Source organism: Pseudomonas sp. 10-1B, from assembly GCF_000935045.1.
GTDB lineage: Bacteria > Pseudomonadota > Gammaproteobacteria > Pseudomonadales > Pseudomonadaceae > Aquipseudomonas.
In genome coordinates, this window is sequence record NZ_JYKS01000094.1 from 1 (window position 1) to 16,727 (window position 16,727).

Below are 16,727 nucleotides of genomic sequence, written 5' to 3' on the forward strand. Positions count from 1 at the left end.
ACCTATGCCGGCCCCGAGGCCTGTGGAGAACCCTGTGGGAGCGGGCATGCCCGCGAAAGGGCCAAAACAGACAACGGATCAGTCCAAGGTAGTACCGCATGTCCAAAAGCCTCGCCAGCGACACCCCACGCCTGCCTTCCATCGATACCCTCCTGCGCCACCCAGCCTGCCTTCCGCTGATCGACCGCCACGGCCGCGACGCGGTCCTGGCCACCTTGCGCCAACTGCTCGACGAGCTGCGCGAACCCGCCCGCAACGGCCAGCTCAGCGCCGCCGAACTGGCCGCCGAAATCCTGCTGGGCCGCTCGGGCGAACGCTTGGCCATCCAGCAACGAAGCCAGGTCCGCCGCGTGTTCAACCTCACCGGCACCGTGCTGCACACCAACCTCGGCCGCGCGCTGTTGCCGGAAGAAGCCATCGAGGCCATGCAGACCGCCGCCCGCTACCCGCTCAACCTGGAATTCGACCTGGCCACCGGCAAGCGCGGCGACCGCGACGACCTGATCGAAGGCCTGATCCGCGAGTTGACCGGCGCCGAGGCCGTCACCGTGGTCAACAACAACGCCGCCGCCGTACTGCTGGCGCTCAACAGCCTGGGCGCGCGCAAGGAGGGCATCATTTCCCGCGGCGAACTGATCGAGATCGGCGGCGCCTTTCGCATCCCCGACATCATGGCCCGCGCTGGCGTGAAGCTGCACGAAATCGGCACTACCAACCGCACCCATGCCCGCGATTACGAGGCCGCCATCGGCCCACGCACCGGCCTGCTGATGCGAGTGCATTGCAGCAATTACAGCATCCAGGGCTTCACCACCCAGGTGCCCACCGCCGAGCTGGCGCGCATCGCCCATCAACATGAACTGCCGCTACTCGAAGATTTGGGCAGCGGTAGCCTGATCGACCTCACCCGCTGGGGCCTGCCCGCCGAGCCGACGGTGCGCCAGGCCCTGGCGGACGGTGCCGATATCGTCACCTTCAGTGGCGACAAGCTGCTGGGCGGGCCACAGGCCGGCATCATCGTCGGCCGCAAGGAATTGATCGCCAAGATCAAGAAGAACCCGCTCAAGCGCGCGCTGCGGGTCGACAAGATCACCCTCGCTGCACTCGAAGCGGTGCTGGCGCTGTACCGCAACCCCGATCGCCTGGCCGAACGCCTGCCCAGCCTGCGTTTGCTGACCCGCAGCCAGGCCGAGATCCAGGCCCAGGCCGAGCGCCTGGTGCCGGAGCTCAAGGCCCGCCTGGGTGAGCAATGGGCCGTCAGCGTGGAGCCGGCACTGGGCATGATCGGCAGCGGCAGCCAGCCTGTGGCGCGCCTGCCGAGCGCAGCGCTGTGCCTGCGCCCGCAGGTGTCGAAGAAATTGCGCGGGCGCAGCCTACATGTGCTGGAGCGGGCCTTGCGCGATCTGCCGGTACCGGTGCTCGGCCGCATCGACGACGACGCCCTGTGGCTGGACCTGCGCCAACTGGATGACGAAGCCCAGTGGCTGGCACAGTTGCCTGCCCTGCAACTGGGGCCGGTGCAGTGATCGTTGGTACCGCCGGCCACATCGACCATGGCAAGACCGCACTGCTGCAGGCGCTGACCGGCCAGGCCGGTGACCTGCGCCAGGAAGAGCGCGCCCGTGGCATGACCATCGACCTTGGCTATCGCTATGCGGCGCTGGCCGAGGGCGCGCCACTGACCGGCTTCATCGATGTGCCGGGCCACGAGCGTTTTATCCACAATATGCTGGCCGGCGCCCACGGCATCGACCTGGTGCTGCTGGTGGTGGCAGCGGACGATGGGGTGATGCCGCAAACCCGTGAACACCTGGCGATCATCGAGTTGCTGGGCATACCCCAGGCGCTGGTCGCGATCAGCAAATGCGATCGGGTAGAGCCTGGGCGCTTGGCTGAAGTGCAGGTGCAGGTCAGTGAACTGCTGGCGCTTGGCCCGTATGCCGGAGCACAGCAGTTTCCATTGTCGAGTGTGACCGGCCTGGGTATCGATGCCCTGCGCCAGGCCTTGCAGGCAGCAGAGAAACGCGTGCGCCAGCGCAGCGTAGGTGGCGGTTTCCGCCTGGCCGTCGACCGCGCCTTCGCCGTTACCGGCACGGGTGTGGTGGTCACCGGCACGGCGCTGGCCGGGCAGGTCCATGCCGGTGACACCTTGTTGTTGGGCAAGGCCGGCAAACCGGTGCGCGTGCGTGGCCTGCATGCGCAGAACCAGGCGGCGCTGGTGGCCGAAGCAGGTCAGCGGGTGGCGCTGAACATCGCTGCCGAACGCCTGGCTGTGGACCAAGTGCATCGCGGCGATTGGCTGGTGCCCGAGTGGCTGTATGCGCCCAGTGTGCGGGTGGATATCGAGCTGACGCTGTTGCCGGGCGAGACCCGCACCTTCGAACACTTCAGTGCCGTGCACGTGCACCTCGGCACCCAGGATGTGACCGCCCGGGTCGCCTTGCTCGAAGGCCAAACCCTGGCGGCGGGCCAGCGCATGTTCGCCCAGTTGCTGCTCAACGCGCCGCTGCAGGCGGTACACGGCGACCGCCTGGTACTGCGCGACCAGCGTGCCCAGCGCACCCTCGGCGGCGGCAAGGTGCTCGACCCGTTCGCGCCAAGTCGCCAACGCCGCAGCGATGAGCGCCTGCGCCAGTTGCAGGTACTGCGAGATGCCGAGGGCCTGGAGCAGGCCTTGCCGGCACTGCTTGCAAGTGCCCCGGGCGGTATCGACCCGCAGCGCCTCGAAAAACAGTTCAATCGGCTGCGGGAAACCTGGCAGTTGCCGGAGGATGTGCTGGTGGTGGCCACGCGGCAGGGCCAACTGCTATTCGCCAACGCCCAGTGGCAGGCGCTCAAGCAGCAGGTGCTGGAACAACTGGCGCGGTTCCACGAGCAGGAGCCCGACCAGCTCGGCCCGGATCGAGATCGCCTGCGCCGCTTTGCCGCGTTGCCGCTGGAGCGCCCGGCATTCGTCAGCCTGCTGGATGAGTTGCTCGATGGCGGCGCCATTGCCAGCAGTGGGCCCTGGCTGCACTTGCCCGATCACAAGGTGCAGTTGAGCGAAGCCGACAGTGCGTTGTGGGCGCGCTTGCAGCCGAAGTTGCTGGCGGGGCGCTACGATCCGCCCTGGGTCAGGACGCTTGCTAGTGAAGAAAACTGCGCCGAAGCGGATGTACGCCTGTTGCTGCGTAAACTGGCCCGGCTGGGCCTGGTGCACCAGGTGGTGCGCGACCTGTTCTACCCCGAGGTGACGCTACAGCGCATGGCAGAGCTGCTGCTGGGGCAGGCCAGTGAAACCCCGATAGTGCAGGTTGCCGCGTTTCGCGATATGTTGGGCATCGGTCGCAAGCGCAGTGTGCAGATTCTCGAATACTTCGACCGCATCGGCCTGACCCGCAGGGTAGCCGACCAGCGTCACATCCGCGCCGACAGCGCCCTGGCCCAGCAGCAGGCCAGGCACTGAGTTCAAGGAAGGCAATCGCGCCCGGTGGCGCGGCCGGGCTTCAAACCCGGTTGGGGACGGCAGCCGTTCCCGGGCAGGTTCGACTCCCGCTGCCTTCCGCCATTTTCTTTTGCCTGTCAGGGCCCTATCGCCGGCAAGCCAGCTCCCACAGGTACTCCGCAGGCCTCGGGCCTTGTGTTATCCCTGGGGTAAATTCTATGGTTTCTGGCAAGGGCATCAGGGTTACCGGGCTCTCGCCACAGGCGCCGCATATCTTGTGGCAAACACCTGTCAGCCCTGATGCGATCCCTGTGGGAGCAACTGTCTTGTATTGCCTGCACTGGCCTCATCGCCGGCAAGCCGGCTCCCACAGGACCTGCACAGGGCCTGAGGCGAATGCGGTCGAGGTGGGAGCTGGCTTGCCGGCGATGAGGCCAGTGCAGGTTACAATCAGGCCCGCTCGCCACACAGATCCAGCGCAAACCATTGCTCGGCAGCCTCGACATCCAACCCAGCCCCCAGCAATGCGAACATCTTGCCCAGCGCCGCTTCACGGGTCATGCCACCGCCACTGACCAGCCCGGCCCCACGCAAACGGTTACCCGCCGCATAGGTATCGAACACCACCGAACCCTCAGGGCACTGGCTGATCGCCGCCAGCATCACGCCCCGCTGGCGCGCCGCATGCAGCACATCCAGCAACGCCTGGTCATCCGACGGCCCGGTGCCGCTGCCGTAGCACTCCAGCAGCAGGCCTTGCACGCCGCTGCCCAGCAGCGCCTGCAAATGGCTGGCCTGCAGTCCCGGGAACACCGGCACTACCGCCAGGTTGACCGGCTGGCGCGGGTGCTTGTAGCCCAGCTCGGCGGGGATCGCCCCGGCCCGCTCACCATCACGATGACGCGGCAACGCAGCAAAGGCGTCGAACGCCTCGCTGCGCAGCTTCGAGGCCCGGCAGCCATGCAGCAACTGGCCGTGGAAGTACAGCTGCACGCCATCCTCCAGACCGTTTTCGAACTGGCGCAGCGCGCCGCACAGGTTGGCCCAGGCATCGCTGTCGGCGGCACCTGCCGGCAGCATCGAGCCGGTCAGCAATACCGGCACCGGCAGGCCCAGTAGCAGGAACGACAATGCCGCGGCGCTGTAGGCCAGGCTGTCGGTACCGTGCAGCACCAGCACGCCATCATGGCCGGCAACCTCTACCGCCGCGACGATGGCATCGCGCATCGCCAGCCAGTTGTGCTGTTGCATGTTGGCGCTGTCGAGCAGCGGGTTCAGTTCCTGCAGGGTCCATTGCAGCTGGGGCGCATCGGCCATCTGGGCGAAGTGTTCACGCATCCGCGCGTCAAAACCACCTGCTGGCGCCAGGCCTTCGGGGGTTTCGAGCATGCCGATGGTGCCACCGGTATAGAGCACGAGAAGATTCTTTACTGCACGCATGGAAAGCATCCGTAGCGGTGAGCGGAGAAAGAAAAGCCGCCCGCGGACGGGGCGGCTGGGCAGGGGAGGATATCAGCGCTGCGGTTGTGCTTGGCCAACTGCTTTGTCAGTGGCTGTTTCCACCTGCGGATTGGCAGGCCAGGCATTGCGGTCCAGGTCCAGGTCGGCGAACTTGGTCGAGTCGAACACCGGCTGCTGGATGCCGGCCTTGCGCTGCTCGTCGTAGTCGCGCATTACCCGCAGGCCGACCTTGAACAGCAGGGCCAGGGCCACCAGGTTGACGAAGGCCAGGCAGGTCATGGTGATGTCGGCGAAGGCGAACACGGTCGACAGGTCCTGCATCGAGCCCCACACCACCAGCGCCAGCACCAGGGCGCGGAACGCCATCAGCACTACGCGGTTGCGGCTGAGGAACTGCAGGCTGTTCTCGCCCAGGTAGTAGTTGTAGAGGATGCAGGTGAACACGAATAGCGACAGTGCCACGCTGACGAACACCCGGCCCCAGTCACCGACCACGGCGGCCAGCGAGTTCTGGGTCAGGACGATGCCGTCACCTTCGAAGCCCGGGGTGTAGAAGCCCGACAGCAGGATCAGCAGCGCGGTGCAGGTGCAGATCACGAAGGTGTCGAGGAACACGCTGAAGGCCTGGACCACGCCTTGGGCGCCCGGGTGCTTCACGGCGGCCACGGCGGCAACGTTGGGCGCGCTGCCCAAGCCGGCTTCGTTGGCGAACACGCCACGCTTCACGCCCATGACGATGGCGCTGCCAAGCAGGCCGCCAAACGCCGGGTCGAGGCCGAATGCGCTCTTGAAGATGGTTTCCAGCATGGCTGGCACGTGTTCGATCTGGGTGCCGATCACATACAGGGTCACGCCGATGTAGGCCAGGGTCTTGACCGGTACCAGCAGGTCCGACACCGCGGCGATGCGCTTGATACCGCCGATGAAGGTGATGGCCAGCAGCACTGCCAGGACGATACCGGTGTGGCTTGGGTCGAAGGCAAAGGCGTTCTGCAGCGAGTGGGTCACGGTGTACGACTGCAGGCCGATGAAGGCAAAGCCGTAGGTGACCAGCAGCAGGATCGAGAACACGATGGCCATGCTTTTCAGCTTCAGGCCGTGCTGGATGTAGTAGGCCGGGCCGCCACGGTACAGGCCATCGCCGTCGGCGCGCTTGTAGACCTGGGCCAGGGTGCATTCGAAGAAGCTGCTGGCCATGCCGACCAGGGCAGTGACCCACATCCAGAACACCGCACCTGGGCCGCCCAGGGTCACGGCGATGCCGACACCAGCGATGTTACCGGCGCCAACGCGGCCGGCCAGGCTCAGCATCAGGGCCTGGAAGGAGCTCAGCTGGCCCGCCTGGCCACGCAGCGACTCCTTGAACACGGCGAACATGTGGCCGAAATGGCGGAACTGTACGAACCGCGAACGGATGGTGAAGTAACCGCCGAGACCGACGATCAGCACGATGAGGAGTTTCCCCGAAAGGAAATCGTTGAGTGCTTCGAGCATTGGAAAATGACCTCGATTCTTGTTCTTCGCATGGAAAGACCAGCGGACGGCAGGCGCACCGCTATTCGTTGGGGGCGCATGGTTGGCTATGACAAGAGTGGTTACAATTTCGCGGGTTGCTCTGAGTTGATGCGACTTGATGCTAAAATGGCGTCATTCGCGTCACCTGAGTCCCCTGTCATGAGCGATCATTTCGCTACCAATCTCAAATTGGCCTGCAGCCACTACCGCTCTATCTCCGAAGTTTGCCGCCAGCTGTCGATCAATCGCGCGCAGTTCAACAAGTACCTGAGCGGGCAGAGCCGCCCGACGGCGTTCAATCTCAAGCGCATCGGTGATTTCTTCGGCGTCGAGGATTACGAGCTGAGCCTGCCGGCCGAGCAGTTTGCCCGCCTGATCGGCGCCCGCGTGTCGATGTTGGCCGAGCAGCCCGGCGACCCGATCAGCGAGCTGTTCCAACCGCTGCACGAACATGCCGGCAACCTGTCGCGCTATTGCGGTTACTACTTCGAGTATTCCAACTGCATGTCGGTGCCGGGCACGATCCTGGTGTCGCTGGTGCACCTGTGGGAAGAACGTGGCCGCTTCCTGTTCGAGCGCCAGGAACGGCAGGAGCGCTCCAGCGCCACCGATCAGCATGCCGAGGTACGCTGCCGCTACCTGGGCGCCGCGTTCCAGTTGCAGGACCGGGTGTTCCTGATCGACTACGAGTCGCTCACCTTCAACGAAATGAGCCAGACCATCCTCATCCCCAGCTTCAAGAGCCGTATTACCCGCCTGAATGGCTTGAAGGCCGGGGTATCCAGCGGCGACCGGCGCAACCCGGCCTGCACCCGGGTGGTGTGGGAGTACCTTGGGGAGGAGATCAACCGCATCAATGCCTATCGGCAGGTGAAACTGTACCGGCCGGATGATCCCCGTATAGATGATGATGTGCGGGAGCGGTTGAGTGTGGGGCCGCTCAGTAATGGGCTGTTCGAAATCGAGTGATGCTCAACGCCTCAAGCGTCGTCGAGGATGAACGTTCCTACCGCGTCCGCAACCTGGTCTGCTATTGCTGGGGTACTACGCAAATGTGCAGCGATGCCATGGTCGCAGTCTGTAAGAAACAGGCATCGCAAACGCGCCGCTGAAACTGATCGCATCAGGGCGAGGGTAACTTCTTCAGGAATCGGGCTGTAGCGTTCAACGCCGGCAAGCCGCAAGTTGCCGGCGCTGGTTCCCGGCCCTTTGCCGAATCTCTGTGAGTTGAGCCCATCGTACTCGCCAATCACCATCAGCACTCTTCCCTGAAACTGATTGAGGAAGGCGTAGCTATCGCTCTCCAGAAAGCCGAAAGGCTTGCTGATGGCTGCTGTGAATGCGGGCCCGAACGGCGCATGGTGGGCATGGTCTGGATAGACTGCCGGGCAGATCAATACGATGCTGTCCACTTGCGGCAACCGTGCTGCAAGCTTCAGCGTGATTGCCGCGCCAAGGCTGTGGCCTATGAGCGTTCGGCATCGAGGTGCGATATGCGCGTGGAAGCGCTGTGCTTCATAAAGGTTCGTAGCCAGTGACGGCGACACTGCGCCTGGCTCGCTGGCGAGGCTATGACCTGACAGATTGCCAGTGAGTGAACCAATGCCTGCGGCTTGCAGGCGATAGAGCAGGGGGTTGAGTCGGGTAAAATCGGAACGCGCGCCTCCCAAGACGAAGACTGGAGCTACGCGCTCGATATCAGGTACCAGCAATCGGGCTTGTTGCTGGTAGTTTCCAAAGACTTCGTCGATGAACAGTTCCTTGCCTGGGGCTGGCTCGTCGAAGTGCCATTTCCGGCGCTGAGGGGAACCCGTTTGCAAGTGCATGGTGCTCTCTAGAAGAACTGGTTGAGCCATTCGCCGAGCGGGTTGCCCGTATCGAGCAGCAGTTTGAGTGCCATGATGCAGCAGACACTGACCAGCAGCGGCTTTATGAGCCGCGAGCCGAAGCGTACAGCGCAGCGTGCACCCAACTGTGCGCCCAGGAAAGCGGCAAGCGCCATTGCCAGCGCCAGCGGCCAGATGATCGCTCCGCTGAGTGAAAAGACTGACAATGCGCCCAGGTTACAGGCTGCGTTCAAGAGTTTGCTGGTGCACACGGCTTGTATCAGGTGCTGGCCCAGGAGAATCACGCAGGCCAGCATGAAGAACGAGCCGACACCAGGGCCGAAGATGCCGTCATAAAAGCCAATGATCGGTGCAACCGTCACGCAGAATAGGCTAGTCGATACCTTTGCCTTGCGCGCTTGTTCATTCGGCTTTGGACTGAAGGCAAAGTAGGCGGCTATCAGTATCAGCAGTGGTGGGACACATGCCTGCAAAACACTTTTGGGCACGTAAGTTATCGACAAGGCACCCAAGGCCCCTCCGATAAACGACATGACAGCCATTGGACTGCCTTGTCTCCAGTCGATCATGCCTTTGCGGGCGAAGGCGCAGGTAGCCGAAACCGTAGCGGAAGCTGCCTGGAACTTGTTGGTGGCGATTGCGGCCAAGGGTTCTATACCGGCAATAAACAACACCGGCAGCGTGATCAGGCCCCCGCCCCCGGCGATAGCATCGAAAAAGCCGGCCATCAGTGCAACCAGTGCGAGTACCAGAACAAGCGTCAAGTCGAATTCGATCATTTGGCATTTTCCTGTGATCAGCCACGGACTAGCAGCGGGTCTTCAGCGAGCACCAACGGTACTGCGAAGGGGGAGTATCCGAATTGACGTATGAGCAGGCGCCGGTTGTCCTGAACCATGTCGCGGCCGTGCAAGGCTCGGCTGTTGTTGATCAACAATGCGCTATCAGGCTGCAGGACAAACGCCAGCGGTTGTGCACTGTTCAGTGCTTTTTGAAAGGAGTCGAAAGCGCGCGCTGCGGCGCTGCAGGCGCGTTCGTTCAGACTAAAGCGATAGCTGTTGTAACGAACAGAGAAACCACCGTTGGGTTCGAACTGCAGCACTGAAACTGCTTTGCCAGCATTGCCCTGTCCATGAGCGAAGCAGTCACTGCGTGTGAAGTCGAAAGACGCTGAAGTCAGCGCAAGTGTATCCAGGCTACTCAAGCGTTCGATGATTTCCCGGAGCGGGAAGACATTCGTTGGTTCATTGGCAGGGTTCCAGCACGCAGTGAGGATCAGTGCAGAGGGAGCAGGGGAGTGAGCGTTGCTGGAAATTGTCGAGCAGTTGTAAGGCGCTTCAGTGTGCGGCCCCAAGCGCAAGCCCGCATGCGAGCTGGTTTCAACTTCTAGACAGGGATCTTCGTCGAGTCGCGGGACGCGGCCTCCGCCCTTGAAGTTGCCGACCAGGCGGACCTGTTTACCATCGTTGTCTATATCGAAGGCGAAACTGCGGTGGCGTGCCAGCTCCAGCAGCAGTTGATTGCGTGAAGCGAGGTATTGGCAGCGAGGGCTTTGCGCCAGGGTGGTAATGTCGGGTAGATATTCAGGTATTGGCTCGTTGGCACATCGTAACTGCCTGTACATCAAGACAGATAGATGGCCTTCACTGAAGCGCTGCAACAGCGCACGCTGCTCTTCACTCAAGGCTTTCTCTAGTTGATTGGCGAATATGCGAGCCTGAAGTGCTACTCCCTTGGCCTCCGGTCCACCCGAGTCAGCAATGGTTTGGCTTGCAAAGGCTATGGCCTGGCTTTGCTCCGGGCAGAAATCCAGGTATGCAGCTTCCGAATGAGGCATTGAACGTTCCTTGTGCTTATTTTTGTGAGGCTCCCCAGCTGGCAAGTGGGTGAGTCAACTATTCAATGCAGTTATGCTGCTGCGTGGAAGTCAGCTCGTTCCTGGTATGTCGTAGGAAATTTCTGTTTGTGGCGGTAGTGAACTTTTAAACTTTGGAATCACTACCGCCTGTGGCATCGACGAGGCCCGGCGTTGGACTTCCCAGGCAGGAAACCGCAAAATGACCCCTTTCCTTCAATCAACCTCTCCGGATCTGCTGACTCTATGCGTATGCGCCTAATGCTGTTGGGTGGTGGCAATGCCCTCGGGCAAGCGCTGATTCGTCTTGGGGCCGAGGAGGACATCGCATTCCTGGCACCGCGCCCGCCCGATAACGGCTGGACGCCGGCCAGCCTCACTCAGCTGCTCGACGATCATCGCCCTGATGCCGTGGTCAACCTGGCCTATTACTTCGACTGGTTCCAGGCCGAGTCGGTCAGCGAGCAACGCCTGGCTCAACAGGAGCGGGCAGTGGAGCGCCTGGCTGAGCTGTGCCAGCACCACCAGATCACCCTGGTGCAGCCTTCCAGCTACCGGGTGTTCGATGGTTCGCGGGCCACCGCCTATAGCGAAAAGGACGAGCCGGTGCCGCTGGGCCTGCGTGGCCAGGCACTGTGGCGTATCGAGCAGAGCGTGCGCGCGGCATGCCCGCAGCATGTGCTGCTGCGCTTTGGCTGGCTGCTCGACGAGAGCATCGACGGGGCGCTAGGCCGCTTCCTGACCCGTGCCGAGCAACCGCAGGAGCTGCTGCTGGCCGATGACCGGCGCGGTAACCCTACGCCGGTCGATGATGCCGCCCGGGTGATCCTGTCTGTGCTCAAGCAACTCGATTGCAGTGCGCCGCTGTGGGGTACCTACCATTACGCCGGCAACGAGGCGACCACGCCGCTGGCGCTGGGCCAGGCTATCCTTGCCGAGGCCGGGCAGTACCGCCAGCTGGCCGTGCAGGCACCGACGCCACAGGCCCACGCCGCGCGGCCGGATGCCAGCGAAGAGCCGCAGCACGCGGTACTGGCTTGCAAGAAAATCCTTCACACCTTCGGCATCAAGCCGCGCGCCTGGCGCGCCGGCCTGCCGCCTCTACTGGACCGATTCTACCGCCATGGCTGACGCTCCCATCCTGATCACCGGCGGTGCCGGCTTCATTGGCTCCCACCTGTGCGATGCGTTGTTGGACAAAGGCTACGCCGTACGCATTCTCGACGACTTCTCCACGGGTCGGCGGAGCAACCTGCAGGTCGACCACCTACGGCTGCAGTTGATCGAAGGCGATGTCGCCGATGCGGCGCTGGTCACCCAGGCGGCGGCTGGCTGCAGTGCCGTGGTGCACCTGGCGGCAGTGGCCTCGGTGCAGGCCTCGGTCGAAGACCCGGTGCGGACCCACCAGAGCAATTTCATCGGCACCCTCAACGTGTGCGAAGCCATGCGCGTGCATGGCGTGCGCCGGGTGCTGTTCGCCTCCAGTGCGGCGGTGTATGGCAACAATGGCGAAGGCGAATCGATTGCCGAAGACACGCCCAAGGCACCGCTGACCCCCTATGCCGTGGACAAACTGGCCAGTGAGCAGTACCTGGACTTCTACCGCCGCCAGCATGGCCTGGAGCCGGTGGTGTTCCGCTTCTTCAATATCTTCGGGCCGCGCCAGGACCCATCCTCGCCGTATTCCGGGGTAATCAGCATCTTCTGTGAGCGTGCTGTGCAGGGCTTGCCGATCACGGTATTCGGCGATGGAGAGCAAACCCGCGACTTTCTCTATGTTGGTGATCTGGTGCAGGTGATGGTGCAGGCGCTGGAGCAGCCGCAGGTGGGGGAGGGGGCGGTGAACATCGGCCTCAACCAGGCTACCTCGCTGAATCAGTTGCTGGCGGCGTTGGAGAAGGTGGTGGGCAGCTTGCCGGCGGTCAGCTATGCGGCGCCGCGTTCGGGGGATATTCGCCATTCGCGGGCGGATAACCAGCGCTTGTTGGCGCGGTTTGAGTTCCCACAGGCGACGTCGATGGTCGAGGGGTTGGCGCGGCTCTTGGGTAAAAACTGAAATCCTGGGCTGCAAAGCAGCCCAGGGGTGTTCCGGTCAGAACTTGTAGCCAAGGCCGACCATGTAGACCCATGGATCGACATCGACGTCGACCTTGGTCTTGCTGTAGCCCAGTGCGGTCGGGCCGTTGACGCTGGCCTTGGTATCGATGTCGATGTACCAGACCGAGGCGTTGACCAGCAGGTTGTCGGTGATCATGTAGTCCATGCCCAGTTGGCCGGCAAAACCAACCGAGTCCTGCAGCTTCAGGTTGCTGAAGCCTTGCTGCTTGCGGGTGCTGCTGAGGTCTTCATCGAAGAACAGGGTGTAGTTGATGCCGACACCGGCGTACGGCTGGAACTTGGAGCTTGGCTCCATCGGGTAGTACTGCAGCGACAGGGTCGGTGGCAGTTGCTTGATGTCTGCCAGCTTGCCGTCCAGGCCGCCGCCCAGGCCTTTGACGCCGACGGTGTGCTTGAACGGCGTGGCGGCCAGCAGTTCCAGGCCGATGTGGTCGGTGAGCATGTAGGCGAAGGTCAGGCCCAGCTGGGTGTCGCTGTCCAGGGTTGCCTTGGTGCCCGATACCTTGCTGCCGTCGAATTTCAGGTCGCCGCTGCTTTCGTTGGGGGCAACGGTGATGGCACCGGCGCGGACGATGACATCGCCCGCCTGGTGGGCGTGGGCGACAGGGGCGGCGAGTGCCAGGGCCACGAGTGAGGCACTGAGCAAGGACTTGTTCATGGAAGCTCCCAAAGGACGTGAGTAATCGAGTAGTCCAATGGTACGGAGCCGCCTGAACGGATTGTTTGACCCAGCTCAAAGAAGCGTCGTCACGAATTCGAAGCGGTTCTCACTTCAGCTCATAAGCGTATATTTTCTCGGCTTCCATCTGGTAGCCCGCATCGGCCAGTTCGCTGCTGGAGGCTCTAACCTGCATCTTTCCCTCGATCCAGTAGGGTTGGTAGAGGTCTTCGATGCGCACGCCCATCTCGCTGAAAATGTGCACGATCTGGTTGGACGGCGGGGGTGGCACATGGATGCACGCGCCGTAGTAGGGGACCAGCAGAAATTCGGTGGTGCGGCCCTCTTCGCTGACCTCCAGCGGCACGATGTAGCCGGGCAGTTTGATCTGCTGGCCGTCCAGGCTTTTCACCACTGGGGCGTCGGGGGCCTGCTGGCGCGCAGGTGGGGCGGATTCGGCGGACAGGGCATTGCTGAGCTGCGACATGTCGTGCAGCGGCGCGAGTTGCGGTGGGATGACCGGTGCGCCTTCGGGGATCAGGGCGGGCCAGTCCAGTTCCTTGGGTTCGGCGGCCCATAGTGGCATCGCTACCAACAGCAGTAGTGCCAGCAGCATGTGCATTGCCGGCCTCTTCGCGGGCATGCCCGCTCCCACAGGTCCTGCACAAGGTTCGCAGCCTGTGGCGGCCCCTGTGGGAGCGGGCGTGCCCGCGAAGAAGGCGGTGAGATGTTTGATCATTACGCGCACTCAGAGGTGTATGGACAGGCCATCGGCCAACGACTGCCGATAGGCTCGCCACGCCGGCACGCTGCCCATCAGCAGCGCAGCCCCCAGGATGATAGCCAGCAAGGTCCACTCATGAACACTCGGCAGGGCCAGTGGCAGGTACAAGCCATAGTTGGCCTGCACATACCCCTGTGCCAGGGCGATACCCGCGTACAGCAAGCCAAGCCCGGCTGCGATGCCGACCGCGGCCAGCGACAATGCCTCCAGTACCAGCAACCCCGCGATATGCCAGGGCCTGGCCCCGACCGAACGCAATATCGCCATCTCCCGGCGACGCTCGTTGAGGCTGGTGAGAATCGCCGTGAGCATGCCGATCAGGCCGGTCAGCACTACGAACAGCGAAACCACGAACAACGCCTGTTCCGCTGTGCCCATCAGGCTCCACAGCTCTTGCAGGGCCACCCCGGGCAGGATCGCCAGCAACGGCTCGCTGCGGTACTCGTTGATCTCCCGCTGCAAGCTGAAGGTCGCGATCTTGCTGTTCAGGCCAAGCATGAACGCGGTGATGGCGGTAGGCTGCAGGTCCATCGTGCGTGCCTGCTCGGCGCTGATGCGCCCGGCGCCACGGGCCGGTACGCCGTTGTGCCAGTCGATGTGAATGGCTTCCATGCCGCCCAGGCTGATATGCAGGGTGCGGTCGACCGGCGTACCGGTGCGTTTGAGCACGCCGACCACGGTGAACGGTTTGTCGTCGTGCTTGACCAGGCTGATCGCCGCCACGCCGTGGGCCAGCACCAGCTTGTCGCCCAGCTTGTAGTGCAACGCCTCGGCCACTTCGGCACCGAGCACCACCTCGAACGGGTCATCGGCGAAGGCGCGGCCCTGGCTCAGTTCCAGGTGCTGGCGGCGGCCGTACTGGTAATGGCTGAAGTAGTCGCCAGTGGTGCCCATCACCCGGTAGCCGCGGTGCGAATCCCCCAGCGAAATGGGGATGGCCCATTTCACCCGCGGGTCATTGGCGTAGTGCTGGTAGCTGTCCCAACGAATGTTGTTGGTGGCATTGCCGATGCGGAACACCGAATACAGCAGCAGGTTCACCGAACCGGAGCGGGCACCGACGATCAGGTCGGTGCCGCTGATGGTGCTGGCGAAACTGGCGCGAGCTTCGGTACGAACCCGCTCCACGGCCAGCAGCAGGCACACCGACAGGGCGATGGCGAAGGCAGTGAGGAATGCGGTGAAACGGCGGTTGGCCAGGCTGGCCAGGGCAAGGCGGAGCAGGTACATCAGGCCTCCCGGGGCGTGGCGGCGCGGTTGAGTTCGGCCAGCGACAGATGGCGGTCGAACAGCGGCGCCAGGCTCTGGTCGTGGCTGACGAACAGCAGGCTGGCGCCAGCGGCGCGGCATTCATCGAACAGCAGGCGGATGAACGCTTCGCGGGTATCGGCATCCAGCGCCGAGGTTGGCTCGTCTGCGATTACCAGCTCGGGCTGGCCGATCAGCGCGCGGGCGGCAGCGACCCGCTGCTGCTGGCCGATCGACAGGCTGTCGGCACGGCGCGCGAGCAGCGCCGGGTCGTCCAGCCCCAGGTGGGCCAGCAGCGTGCTGGCTGCCTGGTCGACACTGCCATGACGCTGCTCGGCGCGGGCCTTGCGGCTATTCGAGAAGCGGCAGGGCAGCTCGACGTTTTCACGTACCGACAGGAACGGCAGCAGGTTGAACTGCTGGAAGATGTAGCCGGTGTGATCGACCCGGAAGCGGTCACGGGCGCCTTGGCCAAGGCTGCCGAGGTCCTGGCCGAGCAAATGGATTCGGCCCTGGCCCGGCACATTCACCCCGCCCAGCAAACCCAGCAGGGTGGTCTTGCCACTGCCGCTGGGGCCTTTGAGGAACAGTGCTTCGCCGGCTTCCAGGCGCAATGCCGGGATATCCAGCAGCGGCGCCTGGCCGGGCCAGGCGAACACCAGGTCCTGCAGTTCAATCAACGCCTGGCTCATTTCAGAACGCGACCACAGCCTTGGCAGGCGAGGTCTCGACGCCTTTCTGGCCGTTCGGGCCGATCAGTTGCACGTTGATCTTCTGCGTAGCCGGGAAGGCCTTGAACAGCGGCGCGAGGTCCACTTGCGTCAGTTTGTCTGGGTTGGCGCAGGTCAGTTGGTAATGGGCGCCGATGTCGCTGTGCTGGTGGCCGTGCTCATGTTCGTCGCCATCGTCGTCGGCTTTCGGGGCGTCACCGAACAGCGGGCTTTCCAGCTCTTGCTGGTCTTCCTTGCAGCCTGCGGCCGCGGCAATGCCGAACAGCTTCAGCGGTTGTTCGAGCTGCTGGCGCACGGCGGCGACCTTGGCCTTGTCGGCATCGCTGCTGGCGGCATGTTCGAAACCGACCAGGTTCATCGCCGGGCTGTCCAGCTCCAGCTCCAGGGTGTTGCCATCGAGCACGGCATTGAGCTTGGCCACGCCATGCTCGTGGGCGCCAAGGGTGCCATGGGCGTGGTCGTGATCATGGTCATCGTGGGCATGGGCCACGGCCAGTGGCAGCAAGGCGAAGGGCAGGGCGAGCAGCAGGCGGCGCATGGACGACTCCGAGGCGTATTGGAATATTGGGTTATGTTATAACAACTTTTCTTTGCCCCGCCAGCCTGCGTGGCGCAGGTTTCATGTTGATGTAGCATGTTTGCATTGAACTGGGTCGAGGAGCGCAGCGTGAGAATTCGTGGACAGATTGGCGACTGGCCTGTGGACCTGACCATCGAGCTGGCGCCTGAAGAGTGGGCGCAGCTGGGGCGGCAGGTAGAGGCGCCAGTGCTGGCGCAGGCCGCTGAGACGGCGACGGTGGCGGCGCCGCGCCAGGATGACGGGCAATGGACCGCGGCGCGTGAGGTGTTGCGCCTGGCAGGGCAGATGGGCGGGCCGGAATTGCTGGACCGGCTGGAAGGGCTGGCCGGGAGTACGGCAGCGGGCAAGCGGCTGCTGGTGCGTTTGCGGCACAGCAGTGAGGTGAAGGTGGAAAGTGGCGTGGATGCGCCGGTTTATCACTGGGTGGGGTAAGGTAGCCTGCACTGGCCCTATCGCCGGCAAGCCAGCTCCCACAGGGACTCTACAGGTCTTGAGTACTGTGCAGT

16 protein-coding genes and 1 tRNA gene are annotated in these 16,727 nt (G+C 63.4%); 7 read left to right on the top strand and 10 right to left on the bottom strand.

Annotated features, from left to right (window positions below; genetic code table 11):
- Positions 1–98: 98 nt before the first annotated feature.
- The 3 genes from selA to TZ03_RS27725 all read left to right on the top strand — a co-directional run bounded on the left by selA (position 99) and on the right by TZ03_RS27725 (position 3,547).
- Positions 99–1,526 carry an L-seryl-tRNA(Sec) selenium transferase gene (gene selA, locus TZ03_RS27715; RefSeq protein ID WP_051101506.1) on the top strand — a complete coding sequence of 476 codons (1,428 nt, stop codon included), beginning with the start codon at positions 99–101 and terminating at the stop codon, positions 1,524–1,526.
- Positions 1,523–3,445, top strand: coding sequence for a selenocysteine-specific translation elongation factor (gene selB / locus TZ03_RS27720; RefSeq protein ID WP_051101507.1), 1,923 nt, complete (start codon positions 1,523–1,525; stop codon positions 3,443–3,445). Before selA ends, selB begins: the two co-directional genes overlap by 4 nt.
- 6 nt (positions 3,446–3,451) lie before the next feature.
- Positions 3,452–3,547 (top strand) — tRNA-Sec (locus TZ03_RS27725).
- 327 nt (positions 3,548–3,874) lie between these two features.
- Here TZ03_RS27725 and TZ03_RS27730 read toward each other — a convergent pair.
- The gene (locus TZ03_RS27730) at positions 3,875–4,864 is read right to left on the bottom strand and encodes an asparaginase (RefSeq protein ID WP_051101508.1); all 990 of its coding nucleotides are present in this window, start codon (positions 4,862–4,864) and stop codon (positions 3,875–3,877) included.
- Positions 4,865–4,936: 72 nt separating this feature from the next.
- Positions 4,937–6,379, bottom strand: a complete 1,443-nt coding sequence (locus TZ03_RS27735; RefSeq protein ID WP_051101509.1) for an alanine/glycine:cation symporter family protein — start codon at positions 6,377–6,379, stop codon at positions 4,937–4,939.
- Positions 6,380–6,559: 180 nt separating this feature from the next.
- Here TZ03_RS27735 and TZ03_RS27740 point away from each other — a divergent pair, with 180 nt between their 5' ends.
- Complete coding sequence (locus TZ03_RS27740) at positions 6,560–7,369, top strand: helix-turn-helix domain-containing protein (RefSeq protein WP_051101510.1); 810 nt, start codon at positions 6,560–6,562, stop codon at positions 7,367–7,369.
- A gap of 11 nt (positions 7,370–7,380) precedes the next feature.
- Here TZ03_RS27740 and TZ03_RS27745 read toward each other — a convergent pair whose 3' ends face one another.
- Genes TZ03_RS27745 through TZ03_RS27755 form a run of 3 tightly spaced genes read right to left on the bottom strand, consistent with a single transcriptional unit; the run spans position 7,381 to position 10,084 of the window.
- Positions 7,381–8,226: an alpha/beta hydrolase gene (locus TZ03_RS27745; protein WP_051101511.1), complete on the bottom strand. Its 846-nt coding sequence runs from the start codon at positions 8,224–8,226 to the stop codon at positions 7,381–7,383.
- Between the two features lie 8 nt (positions 8,227–8,234).
- Positions 8,235–9,026 (bottom strand): TSUP family transporter, encoded by a 792-nt coding sequence (locus tag TZ03_RS27750; RefSeq protein WP_051101512.1) that lies wholly within the window; start codon positions 9,024–9,026, stop codon positions 8,235–8,237.
- 17 nt (positions 9,027–9,043) lie between these two features.
- Positions 9,044–10,084: a TauD/TfdA family dioxygenase gene (locus TZ03_RS27755; protein WP_051101513.1), complete on the bottom strand. Its 1,041-nt coding sequence runs from the start codon at positions 10,082–10,084 to the stop codon at positions 9,044–9,046.
- 264 nt (positions 10,085–10,348) lie between these two features.
- Between TZ03_RS27755 and TZ03_RS27760 the strand changes: the two genes are divergently transcribed.
- Positions 10,349–11,233, top strand: coding sequence for a sugar nucleotide-binding protein (locus tag TZ03_RS27760; RefSeq protein ID WP_051101514.1), 885 nt, complete (start codon positions 10,349–10,351; stop codon positions 11,231–11,233).
- Positions 11,226–12,158 carry an NAD-dependent epimerase/dehydratase family protein gene (locus TZ03_RS27765; protein ID WP_051101515.1) on the top strand — a complete coding sequence of 311 codons (933 nt, stop codon included), beginning with the start codon at positions 11,226–11,228 and terminating at the stop codon, positions 12,156–12,158. Before TZ03_RS27760 ends, TZ03_RS27765 begins: the two co-directional genes overlap by 8 nt.
- 36 nt (positions 12,159–12,194) lie before the next feature.
- On the opposite strand, the gene TZ03_RS27770 is transcribed toward TZ03_RS27765, so the two are convergent.
- The 5 genes from TZ03_RS27770 to TZ03_RS27790 all read right to left on the bottom strand — a co-directional run bounded on the left by TZ03_RS27770 (position 12,195) and on the right by TZ03_RS27790 (position 16,179).
- Complete coding sequence (locus TZ03_RS27770) at positions 12,195–12,878, bottom strand: OmpW/AlkL family protein (RefSeq protein WP_051101516.1); 684 nt, start codon at positions 12,876–12,878, stop codon at positions 12,195–12,197.
- Positions 12,879–12,987: 109 nt separating this feature from the next.
- Entirely contained in the window at positions 12,988–13,500 is a 513-nt protein-coding gene (locus TZ03_RS27775) for a DUF3299 domain-containing protein (protein WP_051101517.1), read from the bottom strand.
- Between the two features lie 126 nt (positions 13,501–13,626).
- Positions 13,627–14,892, bottom strand: a complete 1,266-nt coding sequence (locus TZ03_RS27780; protein ID WP_051101518.1) for an ABC transporter permease — start codon at positions 14,890–14,892, stop codon at positions 13,627–13,629.
- Entirely contained in the window at positions 14,892–15,602 is a 711-nt protein-coding gene (locus tag TZ03_RS27785; RefSeq protein ID WP_051101519.1) for an ABC transporter ATP-binding protein, read from the bottom strand. The genes TZ03_RS27780 and TZ03_RS27785 overlap by 1 nt, the downstream gene beginning before the upstream one ends.
- A 1-nt stretch (position 15,603) precedes the next feature.
- A complete protein-coding gene (locus tag TZ03_RS27790; RefSeq protein ID WP_051101520.1) occupies positions 15,604–16,179 on the bottom strand; it encodes a DUF2796 domain-containing protein in 576 nt (191 codons plus the stop codon).
- Between the two features lie 129 nt (positions 16,180–16,308).
- Between TZ03_RS27790 and TZ03_RS27795 the strand changes: the two genes are divergently transcribed.
- Positions 16,309–16,653, top strand: a complete 345-nt coding sequence (locus TZ03_RS27795) for a hypothetical protein (RefSeq protein ID WP_051101521.1) — start codon at positions 16,309–16,311, stop codon at positions 16,651–16,653.
- Positions 16,654–16,727: the final 74 nt, after the last annotated feature.

Coding starts and splice junctions, on each gene's coding strand:
- TZ03_RS27755 (WP_051101513.1), bottom strand. CDS start 10,084: ATGCCTCATTCGGAAGCTGCATACCTGGATTTCTGCCCGGAGCAAAGC.
- TZ03_RS27770 (WP_051101516.1), bottom strand. CDS start 12,878: ATGAACAAGTCCTTGCTCAGTGCCTCACTCGTGGCCCTGGCACTCGCC.
- TZ03_RS27740 (WP_051101510.1), top strand. CDS start 6,560: ATGAGCGATCATTTCGCTACCAATCTCAAATTGGCCTGCAGCCACTAC.
- TZ03_RS27735 (WP_051101509.1), bottom strand. CDS start 6,379: ATGCTCGAAGCACTCAACGATTTCCTTTCGGGGAAACTCCTCATCGTG.
- TZ03_RS27730 (WP_051101508.1), bottom strand. CDS start 4,864: ATGCGTGCAGTAAAGAATCTTCTCGTGCTCTATACCGGTGGCACCATC.
- TZ03_RS27750 (WP_051101512.1), bottom strand. CDS start 9,026: ATGATCGAATTCGACTTGACGCTTGTTCTGGTACTCGCACTGGTTGCA.
- TZ03_RS27780 (WP_051101518.1), bottom strand. CDS start 14,892: ATGTACCTGCTCCGCCTTGCCCTGGCCAGCCTGGCCAACCGCCGTTTC.
- TZ03_RS27790 (WP_051101520.1), bottom strand. CDS start 16,179: ATGCGCCGCCTGCTGCTCGCCCTGCCCTTCGCCTTGCTGCCACTGGCC.
- TZ03_RS27760 (WP_051101514.1), top strand. CDS start 10,349: ATGCGTATGCGCCTAATGCTGTTGGGTGGTGGCAATGCCCTCGGGCAA.
- TZ03_RS27765 (WP_051101515.1), top strand. CDS start 11,226: ATGGCTGACGCTCCCATCCTGATCACCGGCGGTGCCGGCTTCATTGGC.
- TZ03_RS27785 (WP_051101519.1), bottom strand. CDS start 15,602: ATGAGCCAGGCGTTGATTGAACTGCAGGACCTGGTGTTCGCCTGGCCC.
- TZ03_RS27775 (WP_051101517.1), bottom strand. CDS start 13,500: ATGCACATGCTGCTGGCACTACTGCTGTTGGTAGCGATGCCACTATGG.
- selA (WP_051101506.1), top strand. CDS start 99: ATGTCCAAAAGCCTCGCCAGCGACACCCCACGCCTGCCTTCCATCGAT.
- TZ03_RS27745 (WP_051101511.1), bottom strand. CDS start 8,226: ATGCACTTGCAAACGGGTTCCCCTCAGCGCCGGAAATGGCACTTCGAC.